The sequence below is a fragment of the Pantoea sp. DY-15 genome, assembly GCF_019795935.1.
In the GTDB taxonomy this organism is placed as follows: Bacteria; Pseudomonadota; Gammaproteobacteria; order Enterobacterales; family Enterobacteriaceae; genus Pantoea; species Pantoea leporis.
Window position 1 is genome coordinate 234,543 of sequence record NZ_JAIMIF010000006.1, and the last position, 18,850, is coordinate 253,392.

The following is an 18,850-nucleotide window of genomic DNA, read 5'->3' on the forward strand; positions in this document are numbered from 1 at the left end:
AATATATACAGCTCTATCCGCAGCAGTGTGGATTTGAGTTCATTTTCTTTCGCGAACGGTGCTTATGGACGTTTCTGATCTGCTTGACGGCTTGAATGACAAACAGCGCGAGGCGGTCGCCGCACCGCGCAGCAACCTGCTGGTGCTGGCCGGAGCAGGCAGTGGCAAAACCCGTGTGCTGGTGCATCGCATCGCCTGGCTGCTGTCGGTAGAGAACTGCTCGCCGTATTCGATTATGGCGGTGACCTTCACCAACAAAGCGGCGGCGGAAATGCGCCATCGTATCGATCAGCTGATCGGCACCAGCCAGGGCGGCATGTGGATTGGTACTTTCCACGGCCTGGCGCACCGTTTACTGCGCGCGCATCACCTTGATGCCGGTTTGCCGCAGGATTTCCAGATCCTCGACAGCGACGATCAGCTGCGTCTGTTGAAGCGCCTGATCAAAGCGATGAACCTTGATGAGAAACAGTGGCCTGCGCGCCAGGGCATGTGGTACATCAACGGCAAAAAAGATGAAGGCCTGCGGCCAAAACACATCGAAAGCTACGGCAATCCGGTTGAACAAACCTGGCTGCGCATCTATCAGGCGTATCAGGAAGCCTGCGATCGCGCCGGTTTAGTGGATTTCGCCGAGCTGCTGCTGCGCGCCCACGAACTCTGGCTGAACAAGCCGCATATCCTGAACCATTACCGCGAGCGTTTCAGCAACGTGCTGGTGGATGAGTTCCAGGATACCAACAACATTCAGTACGCGTGGATTCGCATGCTGGCGGGTGATAGCGGCCGCGTGATTATCGTCGGCGATGACGATCAGTCGATTTACGGCTGGCGCGGTGCGCAGGTAGAAAACATCCAGCGCTTCCTGCAAGATTTCCCCGGTGCGGAAACCATTCGCCTGGAGCAGAACTATCGCTCGACCAACAACATTCTGAAAGCCGCTAACACGCTGATCGCCAACAACAATGGCCGCCTCGGTAAAGAGCTGTGGACCGACGGCAGCGATGGCGAAAAGATCTCGCTCTACTGCGCGTTCAACGAGCTGGATGAAGCGCGCTTTGTGGTCAATCGCATCAAAAGCTGGCATGAAAACGGCAATGCGCTGCAGGATTGCGCCATTCTCTACCGCAGCAACGCCCAATCGCGCGTGCTGGAAGAGGCGCTACTGCAAGGCAGCATGCCGTATCGCATTTATGGCGGCATGCGCTTCTTCGAGCGTCAGGAGATTAAAGATGCGCTGGCCTATCTGCGTTTGATGGCCAATCGCAACGACGATGCAGCCTTTGAGCGTGTGGTGAACACGCCGGTGCGCGGCGTCGGCGATCGTACCCTCGATGTGGTGCGCCAGACCGCGCGCGATCAGCAACTCACCTTGTGGCAGGCTACGCGCGAGCTGTTGCATAACAAAGCCTTAGCCGGACGCGCCGCCTCGGCGTTACAACGCTTCTGCGAGTTGGTCGATTCACTGGCCAGCGAAACCGCCGAGATGCCGCTGCATGTGCAAACCGATCGCGTGATTAAAGACTCCGGTTTATGGGTGATGTACGAGCAGGAGAAGGGCGAGAAAGGCCAAGCGCGTATTGAAAACCTTGAGGAACTGGTCACGGCAACGCGCCAGTTCAGCTATCAGGACGAAGACGAAGATCTGATGCCGCTGCAGGCGTTCCTGTCACATGCGGCGCTGGAAGCGGGTGAAGGCCAGGCCGACAAATGGCAGGATGCGGTGCAGCTGATGACCATGCACTCGGCGAAAGGGCTGGAGTTTAGCCAGGTATTTATCGTTGGCATGGAAGAGGGCATGTTCCCGAGCCAGATGTCGCTGGATGAAGGCGGTCGTCTGGAAGAGGAGCGCCGTCTGGCTTACGTTGGCGTGACACGTGCCATGGTCAAGCTGACGCTCACCTATGCCGAAAGCCGTCGTCTTTATGGTAAGGAAGTGTATCACCGTCCATCACGCTTCATCGGCGAGCTGCCGGAAGAGTGCGTGGAAGAGGTGCGTTTGCGCGCCAGCGTCAGCCGTCCGGTGAGCCATCAGCGCATGGGCACGCCCATCGCGCAAAATGACAGCGGCTTTACGCTCGGCCAGCGCGTGCGCCATGCCAAGTTCGGCGAGGGCACCATCATCAACCTCGAAGGCAGCGGTGAACACAGCCGTTTGCAAGTGGCGTTTCAGGGCCAGGGCATCAAGTGGCTGGTGGCGGCTTACGCCCGTCTGGAAACGGTGTAGCGCGGTTGCGCTACCTTGACGACTTTTTCGTCTCAGCGTAACATGCGCGCACTATTATCATGAGAGGACAATGCCTTGGACGCGCCCAGTCGATGCTGGCTCAATCACCTGTTTAACAGGAACTCCTAAGGTTACCTCTTTTAGCTGGTAGCCTTAGCGGTTAACAGCGACCTCCCTTTTTTACTCTCGTCGCGTGAGTTAGCACTGATTTACCCTTGAAGCGAAAGTTTCCGTGTTCAGGCTTCGCCGTGCCCGTAATTTACCGTGGTCACCGCCTTGTCCCATTCCGAAAAAATGGGGAGTTATTGCTATGCTGAGCGCATTTAAACTCGATCGTAATCGCCTGACGCGCATCGAGCTGGAAGAAGATAACGACAAACTCAACACGTCTGTTTGGGTTGATCTGATCGAACCTGACGACAGCGAACGCGATCGCGTGCAATGCGAGCTCGGCCAGAGCCTGGCAACGCGTCCGGAGCTGGAAGACATCGAAGCCTCGGCGCGTTTCTTCGAAGACGAAGACGGCCTGCACATTCACTCCTTCTTCTTCTTTGAAGATGCCGAAGACCACGCTGGCAACTCCACTGTGGCATTCACCATCCGCGAAGATCGCCTGTATACGCTGCGCGAACGCGAACTGCCGGCTTTCCGTCTCTATCGCATGCGTGCGCGCAACCAGATGCTGACCGATGGCAACGCCTATGAGCTGCTGCTGGATTTGTTTGAAACCAAAATCGAACAGCTGGCGGATGAGATCGAGAACATCTATAGCGCGCTGGAGAAACTCAGCCGCGTGATCATGGAAGGCCAGCAGGGCGAAGAGTACGATCAGGCGTTGTCACGTCTGGCGGAGCTGGAAGATATCGGCTGGAAAGTACGTTTGTGTCTGATGGATACCCAGCGCGCCCTCAACTTCCTGGTGCGCAAAGCGCGTCTGCCGGGCAACCAGCTGGAGCAGGCGCGTGAAATCCTGCGCGATATCGAATCGCTGCTGCCGCACAACGAATCGCTGTTCCAGAAGGTCAACTTCCTGATGCAGGCGGCGATGGGCTTCATCAACATCGAGCAGAACCGCATCATCAAGATCTTCTCGGTGGTTTCGGTGGTATTCCTGCCGCCAACGCTGGTGGCATCCAGCTACGGCATGAACTTCGAGTTTATGCCGGAATTGAAATGGAGCTTTGGTTATCCGGGCGCGATTAGCCTGATGATCCTCGCCGGGTTGGCGCCGTACCTCTATTTCAAACGCAAGAACTGGCTTTAACCTGCCTCAAGTCCAGGTCGTCATGAATGACGACCCTACAGAATCGCTGCTGCAAACGTAGGGTCGCCATTTATGGCGACCTGGTAGATTAACTTCACTTTTCTGCGTAACCTGTTGGCTCTGCTCACTATCTGATTCTCTCTTATGGCGCGCTTCTCATTGCGACTTCAGTGGACACTGCTGCTGATTGCTTCGTTAATGCTGGGGATTATCCTCCAGCTGTTCCACCTTCCTGCGGCGCTGCTGCTTGGGCCGATGATCGTCGGCACCTTTATGGGCTTGTCCGGCGCAACTGTTCGCATCGACAAACGTTTCTTCGTACTGGCTCAAGCGGTGCTCGGTTGCATGATTGGCCAGAGCTTATCGCCGGGCATTCTCACACCGCTGATTCAGGATTGGCCGGTGGTGTTGGCGGTGCTGGTGCTGACGTTGGCGGCCAGCGGCCTGTCCGGTTTTCTGCTGGTACGCTTCAGTAGTTTGCCCGGCCCAACCGGCGCATGGGGATCGTCGCCCGGCGGCGCTTCGGCGATGGTGGCGATGGCCGGTGATTTCGGGGCGGATGTGCGGCTGGTGGCGTTTATGCAGTATCTGCGCGTGTTGTTTGTCGCCACCGCTGCGGCCGTGGTGGCACGCATTGGCCTCGGCACCCACGGCGGTGCGGCAGAACTGGTGTGGTTTCCCGCGCTGCACAGCAGCTTTCTGCTGACGCTGCTGGTGATGGTCGCTGGCGCGTGGCTCGGCCAGAAGCTGCGCATTCCTTCCGGCGCTTTGTTGCTGCCTGCGTTGATTGGTGCGGTGTTGCACGGCACGGATGTGGCGATCTTGCAGGTACCGGAATGGTTGCTGGCGCTGGCTTATGCGTTGATTGGCTGGAGCGTGGGATTGCGTTTCACACGGCCGATTTTCAAGCTTGCGCTGCGAACGCTGCCGCAAATGTTGCTGTCGATTTTCGGCTTGATGCTGTTGTGCGGCGGATTAGCCTGGATGCTGACGCGCGTGCTGCACGTCGATCTCATGACCGCCTATCTGGCAACCAGCCCGGGCGGGCTGGATACCGTGGCGATTATTGCGGCCGGCACGCGGGTCGATATGGCCTTTGTCATGGCGCTGCAGACGCTGCGTCTGTTCACCATTCTGCTTACCGGCCCGGCGCTGGCGCGCTTTATTTCACGCTACGCGCATGCGCGCCCGAGCTGAGAATGCGACTGCATCAATAATGAACACGGCGAGCGCCAGCCAGATAAAGCCGAAGGTCACCATTTTATCCGGCGTCAGGCTCTCGCCGTAGAACAGCACCGCCAGCAGGAACATCAGCGTTGGGCCCAGATACTGGAAGAAGCCGACGGTCGATAAGCGCAGACGCGCGCAGGCGGCAGCAAAAAACATCAGCGGAATGGTGGTGATAATGCCCGCCGCGACCAGCTTGAGATTGAGGCTCATGGCGTTGGCGCTGAGATGGCTGGTGGCGCTATCGGCAAAACCAAACAGGTAAATCGCCGCCAGCGGGAATAGCCACAGCGTTTCGATCAACATGCCACTTTGCGCATCGACCTGAATTTTTTTGCGCACCAAACCGTACAAAGCAAAACTCAACGCCAGGCCAAGGCCGATAATCGGCAGCGATCCAAACTGCCACAGCTGCACCAGCACGCCGGTGGTCGCCAGCAGTACCGCCAGCCACTGCAAGCGGCGGAAGCGTTCGCGCAGGAACAGCATGCCAAACACCACATTAATCAGCGGGTTGATAAAGTAGCCGAGGCTGGCTTCCAGCATGTGCTGATTGTTCACTGCCCAGATAAACAGCAGCCAGTTGCCGCCAATGGTGACGGCGGTCAGCGCTAGCAGCAGCACTTTTTTCGGCTGAGCCAGCACGCTGCGCACCTGGGTCCAGCTACGCGTCAAGGTGATCAGCAGTAGCATAAATAGCGCGGACCAAATCACGCGATGCGTCATGATCTCGGTGGCAGGCACCTCTTTGACCAGCTTGAAGTAGGCGGGCGCAATGCCCCAAATGAAGTAAGCGCCGAGCGCGTAGCCAATACCCTGGCGAGTTTGTTGCGTATCCATCATCACATCCAGAGCTGGCGATTAGCCAATCATGTAAGTCGCGGTAGCGGTAGCGATGTAATCGCCTTGCTGGTTATGTAACTCCACGCGCGCCACGGCGACTTTGTTGCCGCCGCGCAGCAGGCTGCTGGTGGCGACAAAGCGCTCGCCACGGCCAGGGCGCAGATAATCCACGCGCATATCGATGGTGCCCATGCGCGACAGGCGCTGACGCAGCTCTTCCTCGGTAATGCTCTCCTGACGCGTCAGCGCATAGCTGACACACACCAGCCCGGCCGCGACATCGAGCACTGAAGCGATCACGCCGCCGTGCAGAATCTGCTGCGCCGCGTTGCCGACCAGCATGGTTTTATTGGCGAAGCCGAGTTCGGCGTAATCCGCTTCCAGTCGATCCAGCTCTAATCCGAGCGCCTGATTGAAGGGCATGTGATAAACAAAGATTTCGCCAATCAGACGACGCGCTTCCTGCTGTGTCAGCAACGGGGATGACATAATGCCTGCCTTAAAATGTTAACGAGTTGTGTATATTATGCCGCGTTCGAGCCGCTTTCCAGTTTCGGAAATCGGCGCTGATCAACCGCAGGTTTTGCGTGTAGAATGGCCTGCTTTTTGAACCGTCACTTGACGATTACGACACGCAGTTCTCTGGAGAATTCTATGCGTAAGCATTACGCCTTGCTGGCCGCGGCGCTGATCCTTCCTGGCCTGGTGCAGGCTGAAGAAGCCACGATAAAAGAGGTTCATGATGCACCGGCAGTGAAGGGCAGCATTATCGCTAACCTGCTGGAGAAACACGATAACCCGTTCGTGCTCTATCCTTACGAAAACAACTATCTGCTCTACACCTACACCACCGACATGAACAAAGAGGCGATCTCTTCGTACAACTGGGCAGACAAAGCTAAAAATGATGAAGTAAAATTCCAGCTCAGCCTGGCGTTTCCGCTGTGGCGCGGCATTTTAGGCGATAACTCGGTGCTGGCGGCGTCTTATACTCAGCGCTCGTGGTGGCAGCTCTCGAACCGTGGTGCGTCATCACCGTTCCGTGAAACCGATTATGAGCCACAAATTTTCCTCGGCTGGGCCACCGATTACACCTTCGCAGGCTGGACCTTACGCGATGTGGAAACCGGCTTAGTGCATCAGTCGAACGGCCGCAGCGAGCCGACATCACGCAGCTGGAACCGCGTTTACGCGCGCTTCATGGCGCAGAACGGCAATCTGCTCGCAGAGATCAAACCCTGGTATCGTCTGCCTGAAAGTGAAAGCAATGACGATAACCCGGACATCACCAAATACATGGGTTACTACCGCGCCAAGCTCGGCTACATGATGGGCGAGAACATTTTCAGCGTGGAAGGTAACTACAACTGGAACAGCGGCTTTGGCGGTGCAACCTTCGCCTGGAGCTACCCGATCTCTGAACACGTGCGCTTTTACACGCAGGTCTTCAGCGGTTATGGTGAATCATTGATTGACTATAACCATCGCCAGACGCGCTTTGGCGTGGGCGTGACGCTCAACGATCTGTTCTAACCCGCAACAAAGACAGGATTACCGTGGCAACATCGGCAGTGCTTAATCAGGAAATGCTGGCGCAGCAGGTATTACAAGATACCTTCGGCTATCAGCAGTTCCGCCCAGGTCAGCAAAACATCATCGAAACCGCCCTGTCAGGACGCGATTGTCTGGTGGTGATGCCGACCGGCGGCGGCAAATCGCTGTGCTATCAAATCCCGGCGCTGGTGCGCGAAGGGCTGACGCTGGTGGTTTCACCGCTGATTTCACTGATGAAAGATCAGGTCGATCAGCTGCTGGCCAACGGCGTGGCTGCAGCGTGCCTCAACTCGACGCAGACGCGTGAGCAGCAGCAGCAGGTGTTTGCGGATTGTCGTACCGGCAAGCTCAAGCTGCTGTACATCGCGCCTGAACGTCTGATGATGGACAATTTCCTCGACAGCCTGCACCAGTGGAATCCGGTGATGCTGGCGGTGGATGAAGCGCACTGTATTTCGCAGTGGGGCCACGATTTCCGTCCGGAATATGGCTCGATCGGCCAGCTGCGTCAGCACTTCCCTGATTTGCCGGTCATGGCATTGACCGCCACCGCAGATGAAACCACGCGTAACGATATCGTCCATCTGCTGCAGATGGACGATCCGCTGATTCAAATCAGCAGCTTTGACCGCCCCAATATTCGCTACACGCTGGTGGAGAAATTCAAACCCACCGAGCAGCTACTGCGTTATGTGCAGGATCAGCGCGGCAAAAGCGGCATCATTTACTGTAACAGCCGCGCCAAAGTAGAAGACACCGCCGCGCGCCTGCAGAGCCGTGGTTTGAGCGTTGGCGCGTATCACGCCGGCATTGATAGCGCGCAGCGTGCCAGCGTGCAGGAAGCTTTTCAGCGTGACGATCTGCAAATCGTGGTCGCCACCGTGGCGTTCGGGATGGGCATTAACAAACCCAACGTGCGCTTTGTGGTGCACTTCGATATTCCGCGCAACATCGAATCCTATTATCAGGAAACCGGCCGCGCCGGGCGCGATGGTCTGCCTGCCGAAGCGATGATGCTTTACGATCCGGCCGACATGGCGTGGCTGCGTAAATGTCTGGAAGAGAAAGTGCCCGGCCCGTTGCAGGATATAGAACGCCACAAACTCAACGCGATGGGCGCGTTTGCTGAAGCGCAAACCTGTCGTCGTCTGGTATTGCTGAACTATTTCGGCGAAGGTCGCCAGCAGCAGTGCGATAACTGCGATATCTGCCTCGATCCGCCGCGTCGCTACGACGGTTTGCTGGAGGCGCAAAAGGCGCTATCGAGCATCTATCGTACCGGGCAGCGCTTTGGGATGGGCTATATTGTTGAAGTTTTGCGCGGCGCCAGTAATCAGCGCATTCGCGACAACGGCCACGACAAACTGCCGGTGTACGGCTTAGGCCGCGAGCACAGCCACGAACACTGGATCAGCGTGCTGCGTCAGCTGATCCACCTCGGGATGGTGACGCAAAACATCGCCATGCATTCGGCGCTGCAACTCACCGAAGCGGCGCGTCCGGTGTTACGTGCCGAAGTGCCGCTGATGCTGGCAGTACCGCGTATTGTGACGGTGAAAACGCGCGGCGGCAGTTCGCCGAAAGTACACAGCGGCAATTATGATCGCCAGCTGTTTGCCAAGCTGCGTAAGCTGCGCAAAGCAATTGCTGATGAAGAGAATATTCCGCCGTACGTGGTGTTTAACGATGCCACGCTGATTGAAATGGCAGAACAAATGCCGATTAGCGCGTCAGAAATGCTCAGCGTGAACGGCGTCGGTCATCGCAAACTGGAGCGTTTTGGTAAGCCGTTCCTGGTGATGATCAAAGAACATGTTGATGAAGGTTAAAGGAAAAAATTCATGCTGATGTTATTCGCCACCGTCGCGCTGGTGCATCTGGTTGCGCTGATGAGTCCCGGCCCGGACTTCTTCTTTGTGTCGCAAACGGCGGCCAGCCGCTCGCGCAAAGAGGCGATGATGGGCGTTCTGGGCATTACGCTGGGTATTGTAATCTGGGCCGGAGTGGCGCTGATGGGCCTGCATCTGATCCTGGAAAAAATGGCCTGGCTGCATGAAATCATTATGGTCGGCGGCGGATTGTATCTGCTGTGGATGGGCTGGCAGCTGATGCGCTCAGCGCGTCAACGTCACAAGCAGCCACAATCGCAAGCGCCGGTGGTTGAGCTGCCGAAAAAGGGCATGAGTTTCCTGAAAGGTTTCCTCACTAACCTGTCGAACCCAAAAGCGATCATCTACTTCGGTAGCGTATTCTCATTGTTTGTTGGCAACGACGTTGGCGCGATGGAGCGCTGGGGGTTGTTCCTGCTGATTATCGGAGAGACGTTCGCGTGGTTTACGCTGGTGGCGGCGATTTTCGCTATGCCGTGGATGCGTGATAAGTATCAGCGAATGGCGAAGTGGGTGGATGGTATGGCGGGCGTGTTGTTCGCCGGTTTTGGCATTCATTTAATTATTTCGAGATAAACCAGGTCGCCATAAATGGCGACCCTACGTAGGGTGGGCATTTATGCCCACCGGGTTGAATATCACGCCATTCTGCGTGCGCTGGCTAGCAGCGCGCCTACTGCCATAAACAATCCACCAAAGGTGCGGTTCAGCAGCTTCATCTGCTTCGGTCCTTTAATCCAGCCGGCGATACGCGTTGCCAGAGTGGCGTAACCAATCATTACGATGATATCGACCACAATGGTGGTCATGCCCAGCACCAGATATTGCATGAGCTGCGGCTGGTGCGGCTGAATAAACTGCGGGAACAGCGCGGCGAGAAACACGATGCTTTTCGGGTTGGTGAGGTTCACCAACACGGCACGCTTAAACAGGCGGCGACGTGGCATCGCTTTGGCAACGGCGTCGAGGTCGATGCCACCCGCCGAGCGCCACTGCTGAATGCCCAGCCATACCAGATAGGCTGCACCGGCCCACTTCAGGACTTCAAACGCCAGAATCGATTGGGAAAACAGCGCACCTAAACCGGCGCCGACCAGCACAATATGAATGGCCAGACCCAGCTGCAAGCCGGTAATCGATGCCGCTGCGCCGCGATAGCCGTGACTGATGCCGGTGCTCATGGTGTTGATCGCGCCGGAGCCGGGTGAAAGGCTGAGGATGGTTGTGGTCAGCAGATAGGTTAACCACCATTCAATGGTCATGTGTGACATTCCCTGAAGTTAGCGAAGTGTGACACAATACGACAGAAAATCGCCGCACGCTACGCAGCACAGGCGCGCAAATCACGTTTTTTTCAGGGGGACGGATGCAGCAGCATAAACAGAGTTGGCTCGGACGTGAGCGAGGCTTTTCGGCCTTTGCCACCGGTCCGCTGCTCGACTTCTGGCGTCGCCGTGAAGAGTGTGAATTTACCGGCGTCGGCAACCTGAAGATTCGCTACGTCCGTTTCACCTCACCGCAACATCGCCGTGTCATTCTGGTCGTGCCTGGCCGCATTGAAAGCTACATCAAGTATCCCGAACTGGCTTACGACCTGTTCATGTGCGGCTACGATGTGGTGATTCTCGACCATCGCGGTCAGGGACGCTCTGAACGTCTGCTGGAAGATTCGCATCGCGGCCATGTGGTGGAATTTGGCGACTACGTTGACGATCTGGAAACGCTGTATCTGAAAGAGATCGTGAGTCCACATTATCAGCAGCGCTACGTGCTGGCCCACTCGATGGGCGGCGCGATTTTAGCGCTGTTTCTGGCGCGTCAGCCGCAGGCGTTTCATGCTGCGGTATTCTCCGCGCCGATGTTTGGCATTGTGCTGCCGCTGCCCGACTGGATGGCGCACCGCATTCTGGACTGGACCGAGAAACTGCCGGCGCTGCGTGAAGGTTACGCGCTGGGCACCGGGCGCTGGCGCGCCAATCCGTTTGGCATCAACCGCCTGACGCATAGCCGCGAACGCTATCGCCGTAACCTGCGTTTTTACGCCGACGATCCGGCAATTCGCGTCGGTGGCCCCACTTATCACTGGGTGCGCGAAGGCGTGCAGGCCGGGCGGGACATCTTCAATCAGGTAGCGAACATCACCACGCCGACCTTGCTGCTGCAGGCCAGTGAAGATGATGTGGTGGATAACCGCTCACAAAATCTATTTTGTACGGCGATGGCCGCAGCAGGACATCCCTGCGCGGGCAACGCGCCGTATGTGATCAAAGGAGCGCGTCATGAGATCTTGTTTGAAACAGACGCGATGCGTGCCGAAGCGCTAAACGCGGTGGTCGATTTCTTTGAACGCCACGCTTAATCAATTTTACTTTCCGATATCAACACCCGAGGTTTACATGTATCACATCGTCGCATCCGACCTGGATGGCACGCTGCTCTCTCCGGACCATCGCCTGACGCCGTTCGCGCGCACCACGCTGCAGGAACTGGTGGCGCGTGATATCCACTTTGTCTTTGCCACCGGCCGTCACTATATCGACGTCGGACAGATGCGCGATAAGCTCGGCATTCCGGCTTACATGATCACGTCTAATGGCGCACGCGTGCACAACGCCGCAGGTGAACTGGTGTTCAGCCACAATCTTGACGCCGACATCGCCAGCGATCTGTATGGCCTGCAATATCATGACGAGCATATCCTGACGCACGTCTATCGCGACGATGAGTGGTTCATGAGCCGTCATCGTCCGGATGAGCAGGACTATTTCCGTGAATCGGTGTTTAACTATCAGGTTTACCAGCCGGGCATGCTGCCGACTGATGGCATCAGCAAAGTGTTCTTCACCTGCGAAGATCCGGAGCGTTTAATTCCCATGGAGCAGGCGATTGAAGCGCGCTGGGGCGATCGCGTGAATGTCAGCTTCTCGCTGCCAACGTGTCTGGAAGTGATGGCGGGCGGCGTTTCCAAAGGTCACGCGCTGGAAGCGGTAGCGAAACAGCTCGGCCACTCGCTGAAAGCGTGCATCGCCTTTGGCGACGGCATGAATGATGTGGAGATGCTCAGCATGTCGGGTAAAGGCTGCATCATGCGCAATGCGCAGCAGCGTTTGAAAGATACCTTGCCGACGCTGGAAGTGATTGGCAGCAACGCGGATGACGCCGTGCCGCACACGCTGCGTAAACTGTTCCTCGCCTAGAAAAAAGGGCCGGTCATCACCGGCCCTTTTTCGTTATGCCAGCTGTTTCTTGTGCTTGTGTTCACTGACCATGGTGAGCAGCAGCAGAATCACCGCCAGCACCGATCCGCCAATCATCACAATGAATCCGCCGTCCCAGCCGAAATAATCCACGGTGTAACCGACAATCGCACTCGCCGCAACCGATCCGCCGAGATAGCCAAACAGCCCGGTAAAGCCGGCTGCCGTTCCGGCCGCTTTTTTCGGTGCCAGTTCCAGCGCGTGCAAGCCAATCAGCATCACAGGACCGTAAATCAGGAAGCCGATCACAATCATGCACAGCATGTCGATGCCTGGATTGCCTGGAGGATTCAGCCAGTACACCACGGTGGCGATGGTCACCAGCGTCATAAAGAACACGCCGGTTGCGCCACGGTTGCCGCGGAACACTTTGTCCGACATCCAGCCGCACAGCAGCGTGCCGGGAATACCGGCATATTCGTAAAAGAAGTAGGCCCACGAGGATTTATCCAGCGTGAAGTGCTTCACCTCTTTCAGGTAGGTCGGCGACCAGTCGAGAATGCCGTAACGCAGCAGGTACACAAACACGTTCGCCAGTGCGATGTACCACAGCAACTTGTTGGGCAGAATGTACTGCATGAAAATCTGCTTCGCCGTCAGCTCCTGCTCGTGATCCTCGTTGTAATCCGGCGGATAATCATTTTTCCACGCTTCAATCGGCGGTAAACCGCAAGATTGTGGTGTGTCACGCATCAAGGCGAAGGCAATAATCGCGATGAGGATGGCGCCAAACGCCGGCATATACAGCGCGGCTTTCCAGTCGTTAAACCACGCCATGCCGAGCAGGAACAGCAACGGAGGAATACCGCCGCCGACGTTATGCGCGCAGTTCCATACCGACACAATTCCGCCGCGCTCTTTCTGCGACCACCAGTGCACCATGGTGCGCCCGCACGGCGGCCAGCCCATGCCCTGGAACCAGCCGCACAGGAACAGCAGCACAAACATCACCATGATGCTGGAGGTGGCCCACGGCACGAACCCCATCACCAACATTACCGCTGCGGCAAGGATCAATCCGGCGGGCAAAAACACGCGCGGATTCGAGCGGTCTGAGACCGAGCCCATAATGAATTTCGAGAAGCCGTAAGCGATGGAAATGCCCGATAGCGCAAAGCCGAGATCGCCGCGCGAGAAGCCTTGTTCCACCAGATAAGGCATTGCCAGCGCAAAGTTTTTACGCACCAAATAGTAGGCGGCATAGCCAAAAAATATTCCCAGGAAAATCTGCCAGCGCAGACGACGATAAAGCGGATCAACACGATCATCGGCCACTTGTGGGCGATGCGGTGCAGGTTTGAAAATACTCAACATGAGTGTGGCCCTCCAGGGCGCGATATAGTTATGAGTTCCCAGCAGGTTGGGGCAAAAACAGGTAGTAAAAATGGCAAAGCGAAGTTTCCATTTCGCGCAAAGGATAGTGATGGTCACGCGCAGTTACTGTGACATGTGACACATATGTTACAGTTTTATGACAATTGAGAGCGAAAAAAACCAGGAAATGTTGTATTTCGCGCATTTTTACCCGAGTGTAAAAATGAGAAATAAAAATTATTCGTCGTTATTTTATCCGCTTGTAAACCAGATAGTTCACCCCGATTTCGACAGTTTGTTTACACTAGCGCCACTGTTCATTTTGGGATCGTTACCGTGCCGTTACTGATCGTTACCACCATTCTATGGGCCTTTTCCTTCAGTTTGATCGGGGAATACCTTGCAGGTCAGGTGGATTCCTGGTTCTCTGTTTTGATGCGTCTGGCGCTCGCCGCCATCGTTTTCCTGCCGTTCCTGCGCTGGCGCGGTTACCGTGCTTCCACCATCCTGCTGTATATGCTGGTGGGCATGCTGCAGCTTGGCATCATGTATTTATTAAGCTTTGAGGCTTATCTGTATCTCAGCGTGACCGAGTTCCTGCTGTTCACCGTGATGACGCCGCTGTATGTCACGCTGATCTACGATTTGCTCAGCCGACGTCCGCTGCGTATCGGCTATGCCTTCAGCGCGCTACTGGCGGTAATTGGTGCGGCGATTATTCGTTACGACAAAATCAGTGACCATTTCTGGTTCGGCTTGCTGCTGGTACAGGCGGCAAACATCTGCTTCGCCATCGGCATGGTGGGCTACAAACGCCTGCAGGAAACTCGCCCGATGCCGCAGCACACCGCATTTTCGTGGTTCTATCTGGGCGCGGTGATGATCGCGGTGATCGCCTGGAGCTTGTGGGGCAATCCGAACAAACTGCCGACCACGTCGCTGCAGTGGGGCATTCTGGTGTGGCTGGGCGTGGCGGCTTCAGGTTTGGGTTACTTCATGTGGAACTACGGCGCTACGCAGGTGGATGCCGGCACGCTGGGCATTATGAACAACATGCATGTGCCCGCGGGCTTGCTGGTGAATCTGGCGATCTGGCAGGAGAAACCGCATTGGCCGAGTTTTATCGCTGGCGCCGCCGTGATTTTCGCATCCCTTTATGTGCACAAACGCTGGGTATTAGGTAAGAAAAGCAACGCATAGGCTAAAAGGGAAGGGATAGCGCGGCAGTGGAGCAAAGCATCCGAGCCATGGATGGCGAGGCTGATCCACAAGGAAGTGGTTTCCCTTTGCGATCTGCCGCGCTATCCCTGACCCGGCTCGAACAAAGAAGCGATTAACCCTTCTTAGCCGGCCCCGGACGATGAATCATCGTCAACCCTTTCAGGAAATTACGCAGAATCTGGTCACCGCATTCGCGGAAATTCTTATGATCAGGGTTGCGGAAAATCGCGCCAACCTCAGCCTGTGAAATCTTAAAGTTCGCTTTCAGCAGCACATCCGGAATATCGGTGGTCTTCAGCTCAAAGGCGATACGCAATTTCTTCATGAAAATGTTGTTATTCATGCGGCGCTCAATCGAAGGCGCGGGCGCATCTTCACTCTTACCGCGACGGTAAAAAATCAGGCCGTTGAGGAAATAGCCCATCAATACATCTGGCAGCTTGCGAAACGCGGCATCGTCATCTTTCTTCATCCACGCCTGCACGTCTTCCAGCGGCACTTCACTTCCCGCCAGGGCAAAAATCTCCACCACTTTGCTATCGCTCAAATCAAGCATATAGCGCACGCTGCGCAGAACATCGTTACTCATCATGGTGAAACTCTCTTGGTCGCGGGTTGAGGCGGCGCATTATAGAGCAGGCGGGGCAGGGATAACAGCGCGGGCGACCTTCGCCGCCCAACAACATCAGGATGAGGTGGTTTGCAGTGAGCCGGGACGCGCGGCATCGCGCACGAAGGGCAGATGTTCACAGGCGTGCTGACGGGCAAACCGCACAAAGGCTTCCATTACCGGCTGACGCTGCTCGCCTTCGCGTACGGCAGCATACAAGCGGCTCCACAAGCCATCGCCCAAGGTCTTCGTCACCACCAAACCTTGCTGCTCAAAGTTCTCCACCACCCAATGCGGCAGTGCGGCGATGCCCATGCGCGCCGACACCATCTGAATCAGCAATAGCGTGTTATCCACGCTCTTCAACGCTGGACTCACACCCGCAGGCTGCAGGAAATGGCGCCACACATCTAAACGCTGACGCTGAACCGGATAGATCATCAACACTTCATCGGCCATATCTTCCGGGGCAATGTGCTCAAGCTGCGCCAAAGGATGATCCGGTGCCATCACCAAACGCACTTCAAAATCGAACATCGGTGAATAGAACAACCCGCTGCGCGGCAAAATATCGGAGGTCAGCACCACATCCAACTCGCCCTGCTGCAATGCAGGTTGCGGATCAAAGGTCACGCCGGATTTGAAATCCATCACCACCTGGGGCCAGCTCTGGCGGAAATTATTCAGCGCGGGCGTCAGCCACTGAATACAGCTGTGACACTCAATGGCGATACGTAACGTGGCCTGATGCGGCTCATGACACGCCTGCAAAGCCTGCTGAATCTGCGGTAAAACCTGCTCAGCCAACTGCAGCAAAATCTCTCCCTGCGGCGTAAAACGCAGCGGCTGGCTTTTACGCACAAACAGGCGAAAACCCAGCCGCTGCTCCAGATCGCTGAACTGGTGGGATAACGCCGATTGCGTCTGATGAAGCTGGGAGGCGGCGGCAGCTAACGAGCCGGTATTCCGTAACGCCTGCAGCGTCCGCAGGTGTTTGAGTTCGATCATGAGAATCCTTCACATCGAGATTGAACAAATTGCGCTTGAGGAACATACAGTACCCGCAGATTATGGCGGTGTAAACATCTGGACGGCTAAACATCTCTGCCCCCTATTCAGTTAAGAATATCTGGAGAACAGAAAATGACCATTCTGAACCACACTCTCGGTTTCCCTCGCGTTGGATTGCGTCGTGAATTGAAAAAAGCACAGGAAAGCTATTGGGCAGGTAAAAGCTCACAGGAAGAGCTACTGGCGGTGGGGCGCGAACTGCGCGCCCGTCACTGGCAACAGCAGAAAGAGGCGGGCGTGGATCTGCTGCCAGTCGGCGATTTCGCCTGGTACGATCACGTGCTCACCACCAGCCTGCTGTTGGGTAACGTGCCAGCTCGTCACCAAAATCAGGATGGCTCGGTCGATCTCGATACGCTGTTCCGCCTTGGCCGTGGCCGCGCACCAAGCGGTGAACCGGCGGCAGCGGCGGAAATGACCAAATGGTTCAACACCAATTATCACTACATGGTGCCGGAATTCATTCAAGGGCAGCAGTTCAAACTGACCTGGACTCAGTTGCTGGATGAGGTTGATGAAGCGCTGGCGCTCGGGCACAAGATTAAACCGGTGCTGCTGGGTCCGGTTACCTATTTGTGGCTGGGTAAAGTGAAAGGTACGTCGTTCGACCGCCTGTCACTGCTCAAAGACATTCTGCCGGTTTACCAACAGGTGCTGGCTGAACTGAAAAAACGCGGCATCGAATGGGTACAAATCGATGAGCCAGCACTGGCGCTGGAGCTGCCGCAAGCGTGGCGCGATGCCTTCAAACCGGCTTACGACGCGCTGCAGGGCGAAAGCAAACTGCTGCTCACCACCTATTTCGACAGCATCGGTCAGAATCTCGACGTGATCAAAGCGCTGCCGGTGCAAGGTCTGCATGTTGACCTGGTCCACGGCAAAGATGACATCCAACAGGTGAACCAGCAGATTCCCGCGGATTGGCTGCTCTCCGTCGGCGTAATCAATGGCCGTAACGTCTGGCGTGCCGATCTCAGCAGCTGGTTTACGCGCCTGCAGCCGCTGGTGGGGCAGCGTCAACAATTGTGGATTGGATCATCCTGCTCGCTGCTGCACAGCCCAATCGACTTAAGTGTGGAAACGCGCCTCGATGAGGAAGTGAAAAGCTGGTTCGCCTTTGCTCTGCAGAAGTGCGCTGAGCTTGCACTGCTGAGTCATGCGCTGAACAACAACGATGCCGCTTCGCTGGTTGAGTGGAGCGCACCGATTCGTGCGCGTGCCAACTCCACGCGCGTTCACAATGCCGCAGTCGGTGAGCGTCTGGCGAAAATTCAGGCCAAAGACGTTGAACGTGCCAGCAGCTACTCCGAGCGTGCCAAAGCGCAGCGTCACCGCTTTAACCTGCCAGCGTGGCCGACCACCACCATAGGTTCATTTCCGCAAACCACCGAAATTCGCGGCCTGCGCCTCGACTTCAAAAAAGGCAACATTGATGGCGGTAACTATCGCACGGGTATCGCCGAACACATTAAACAGGCGATTGTTGAGCAGGAGCGTTTGGGCCTCGACGTGCTGGTGCACGGGGAAGCAGAGCGTAACGACATGGTGGAATACTTCGGCGAGAATCTCGACGGCTTCGTGTTCACCCAAAACGGCTGGGTGCAGAGCTACGGCTCACGCTGCGTTAAACCACCGATCATTATCGGCGACGTAAGCCGTCCGCAAGCCATCACCGTTGAGTGGGCGAAGTACGCGCAGTCGCTAACCGACAAACCGGTGAAAGGCATGCTGACCGGTCCGGTAACGATTCTCTGCTGGTCGTTCCCGCGTGAAGATGTGAGCCGTGAAACCATCGCCAAACAGATTGCGCTGGCGCTGCGTGACGAAGTGGAAGATCTGGAAAAAGCCGGTATCGGCATTATTCAGATTGATGAACCGGCACTGCGCGAAGGCCTGCCGCTGCATCAGTCCGATTGGGCTGCATATCTGACCTGGGCGGTGGATGCGTTCCGTCTCAATGCCGCCGTGGCGCAGGATGAAACCCAGATCCACACCCACATGTGTTACTGCGAGTTCAATGACATCATGGACTCGATTGCCGCGCTGGATGCGGATGTTATCACCATCGAAACCTCACGTTCCGATATGGATCTGCTGGATACCTTTAAGGAGTTCGACTATCCCAACGAAATCGGTCCGGGCGTGTATGACATTCACTCACCAAACGTGCCGAGCGTGGAGTGGATGGAAGAGTTGCTGCGTAAAGCGGCGCAGAGCATCCCGGCAGAGCGTCTGTGGGTTAACCCGGATTGTGGCCTAAAAACGCGTGGCTGGACGGAAACCCGTCAGGCGCTGGCGAACATGGTAAAAGCGGCGCAAAACCTGCGAGGTGAAACGGCTTAGTCGCTGTAAATGAGATTGGGGCGCAAATGC

General features: G+C 56.3%; 16 protein-coding genes. 10 read left to right on the forward strand and 6 right to left on the reverse strand.

Annotation, left to right across the window (positions count from 1 at the left end; translation table 11 throughout):
* Positions 1-64: 64 nt before the first annotated feature.
* The 3 genes from uvrD to K5Y32_RS21385 all read left to right on the forward strand — a co-directional run bounded on the left by uvrD (position 65) and on the right by K5Y32_RS21385 (position 4,688).
* A complete protein-coding gene (gene uvrD, locus K5Y32_RS21375; protein ID WP_222185717.1) occupies positions 65-2,227 on the forward strand; it encodes a DNA helicase II in 2,163 nt (720 codons plus the stop codon).
* A 310-nt stretch (positions 2,228-2,537) separates the two neighbouring features.
* The gene (corA, locus tag K5Y32_RS21380; protein WP_008105777.1) at positions 2,538-3,491 is read left to right on the forward strand and encodes a magnesium/cobalt transporter CorA; all 954 of its coding nucleotides are present in this window, start codon (positions 2,538-2,540) and stop codon (positions 3,489-3,491) included.
* 144 nt (positions 3,492-3,635) lie between these two features.
* A complete protein-coding gene (locus K5Y32_RS21385) occupies positions 3,636-4,688 on the forward strand; it encodes an AbrB family transcriptional regulator (RefSeq protein ID WP_222185718.1) in 1,053 nt (350 codons plus the stop codon).
* On the opposite strand, the gene rarD is transcribed toward K5Y32_RS21385, so the two are convergent.
* On the reverse strand, positions 4,659-5,558 hold the full coding sequence (gene rarD / locus K5Y32_RS21390) for an EamA family transporter RarD (protein ID WP_222185734.1): 900 nt from the start codon (positions 5,556-5,558) through the stop codon (positions 4,659-4,661). The genes K5Y32_RS21385 and rarD overlap by 30 nt on opposite strands.
* Positions 5,559-5,579: 21 nt before the next feature.
* Complete coding sequence (locus tag K5Y32_RS21395) at positions 5,580-6,050, reverse strand: thioesterase family protein (protein ID WP_101763750.1); 471 nt, start codon at positions 6,048-6,050, stop codon at positions 5,580-5,582.
* A gap of 165 nt (positions 6,051-6,215) precedes the next feature.
* Here K5Y32_RS21395 and pldA point away from each other — a divergent pair, with 165 nt between their 5' ends.
* Genes pldA through rhtC form a run of 3 tightly spaced genes read left to right on the forward strand, consistent with a single transcriptional unit; the run spans position 6,216 to position 9,580 of the window.
* Complete coding sequence (gene pldA, locus K5Y32_RS21400; RefSeq protein WP_222185719.1) at positions 6,216-7,094, forward strand: phospholipase A; 879 nt, start codon at positions 6,216-6,218, stop codon at positions 7,092-7,094.
* A gap of 23 nt (positions 7,095-7,117) precedes the next feature.
* On the forward strand, positions 7,118-8,944 hold the full coding sequence (recQ, locus tag K5Y32_RS21405; protein ID WP_222185720.1) for an ATP-dependent DNA helicase RecQ: 1,827 nt from the start codon (positions 7,118-7,120) through the stop codon (positions 8,942-8,944).
* A 12-nt stretch (positions 8,945-8,956) separates the two neighbouring features.
* Positions 8,957-9,580 carry a threonine export protein RhtC gene (gene rhtC / locus K5Y32_RS21410; protein ID WP_137384916.1) on the forward strand — a complete coding sequence of 208 codons (624 nt, stop codon included), beginning with the start codon at positions 8,957-8,959 and terminating at the stop codon, positions 9,578-9,580.
* Between the two features lie 62 nt (positions 9,581-9,642).
* On the opposite strand, the gene rhtB is transcribed toward rhtC, so the two are convergent.
* Complete coding sequence (gene rhtB, locus K5Y32_RS21415) at positions 9,643-10,266, reverse strand: homoserine/homoserine lactone efflux protein (RefSeq protein WP_110867928.1); 624 nt, start codon at positions 10,264-10,266, stop codon at positions 9,643-9,645.
* A gap of 104 nt (positions 10,267-10,370) precedes the next feature.
* Here rhtB and pldB point away from each other — a divergent pair, with 104 nt between their 5' ends.
* Together pldB and yigL are read left to right on the forward strand one after the other, a co-directional pair.
* A complete protein-coding gene (gene pldB, locus K5Y32_RS21420; RefSeq protein WP_101763745.1) occupies positions 10,371-11,363 on the forward strand; it encodes a lysophospholipase L2 in 993 nt (330 codons plus the stop codon).
* A 37-nt stretch (positions 11,364-11,400) separates the two neighbouring features.
* Complete coding sequence (gene yigL, locus K5Y32_RS21425) at positions 11,401-12,201, forward strand: sugar/pyridoxal phosphate phosphatase YigL (RefSeq protein ID WP_101763744.1); 801 nt, start codon at positions 11,401-11,403, stop codon at positions 12,199-12,201.
* A 33-nt stretch (positions 12,202-12,234) separates the two neighbouring features.
* Here yigL and glpT read toward each other — a convergent pair whose 3' ends face one another.
* Positions 12,235-13,575, reverse strand: a complete 1,341-nt coding sequence (glpT, locus tag K5Y32_RS21430; RefSeq protein ID WP_110867929.1) for a glycerol-3-phosphate transporter — start codon at positions 13,573-13,575, stop codon at positions 12,235-12,237.
* Between the two features lie 336 nt (positions 13,576-13,911).
* On the opposite strand from glpT, the gene K5Y32_RS21435 reads away from it, so the two are divergent.
* Positions 13,912-14,775: a carboxylate/amino acid/amine transporter gene (locus tag K5Y32_RS21435; protein ID WP_222185721.1), complete on the forward strand. Its 864-nt coding sequence runs from the start codon at positions 13,912-13,914 to the stop codon at positions 14,773-14,775.
* Between the two features lie 133 nt (positions 14,776-14,908).
* Here the strand turns inward: K5Y32_RS21435 and K5Y32_RS21440 are convergent, their stop codons facing one another.
* Positions 14,909-15,388 carry a DUF1456 family protein gene (locus tag K5Y32_RS21440; protein WP_101763741.1) on the reverse strand — a complete coding sequence of 160 codons (480 nt, stop codon included), beginning with the start codon at positions 15,386-15,388 and terminating at the stop codon, positions 14,909-14,911.
* A gap of 93 nt (positions 15,389-15,481) precedes the next feature.
* Positions 15,482-16,414 carry an HTH-type transcriptional regulator MetR gene (gene metR, locus K5Y32_RS21445; protein WP_176973392.1) on the reverse strand — a complete coding sequence of 311 codons (933 nt, stop codon included), beginning with the start codon at positions 16,412-16,414 and terminating at the stop codon, positions 15,482-15,484.
* Between the two features lie 135 nt (positions 16,415-16,549).
* Between metR and metE the strand changes: the two genes are divergently transcribed.
* Entirely contained in the window at positions 16,550-18,820 is a 2,271-nt protein-coding gene (metE, locus tag K5Y32_RS21450; RefSeq protein WP_222185722.1) for a 5-methyltetrahydropteroyltriglutamate--homocysteine S-methyltransferase, read from the forward strand.
* Positions 18,821-18,850 lie beyond the last annotated feature (30 nt).